Raw genomic sequence first — 411 nt, forward strand, 5'->3', positions numbered from 1 at the left:
GGTGTCGGCGGCGCTGCGGGACGCGGGGGTGGACGCGGGGACGGTGACGATGCTGGAGGCGCACGGTACGGGGACGCCGTTGGGTGATCCGATCGAGGTGGAGGCGCTGACTGAGGCGTTCCGTGCCCACACCGGGCGGCGCCAGTTCTGTGCGATCGGGTCGGTCAAGTCCAATATCGGGCACCTGGAGCCGGCGGCGGGTCTGGCGGGTCTGGCCAAGGTGGTGCTGGCGATGCGTCACCGCACCATTCCGGCCACGCTGCACCTGAGCCGTCCCAATCCGCGGATCGGGTTCGAGAGCGGTCCGTTCTACCCGGTTTCCGAGGCGGTGGCGTGGGAGCCGCCGGAGGGTGTGCCGTTGCGTGCGGGGGTGAGCGCGTTCGGGATGGGCGGGGTCAACGCCCACGTGGT

1 protein-coding gene is annotated in these 411 nt (G+C 71.3%); it reads left to right on the forward strand.

Features of this window, described 5'->3' with window-relative positions; genetic code table 11:
* Positions 1–411 (forward strand): polyketide synthase (locus ACFHWE_RS23710; RefSeq protein ID WP_416604097.1); only part of this gene is annotated, 411 nt, incomplete at both ends.

Origin of the sequence: Nocardiopsis sp. LOL_012 (assembly GCF_048060475.1) — a bacterium.
Taxonomy (GTDB): domain Bacteria; phylum Actinomycetota; class Actinomycetes; order Streptosporangiales; family Streptosporangiaceae; genus Nocardiopsis.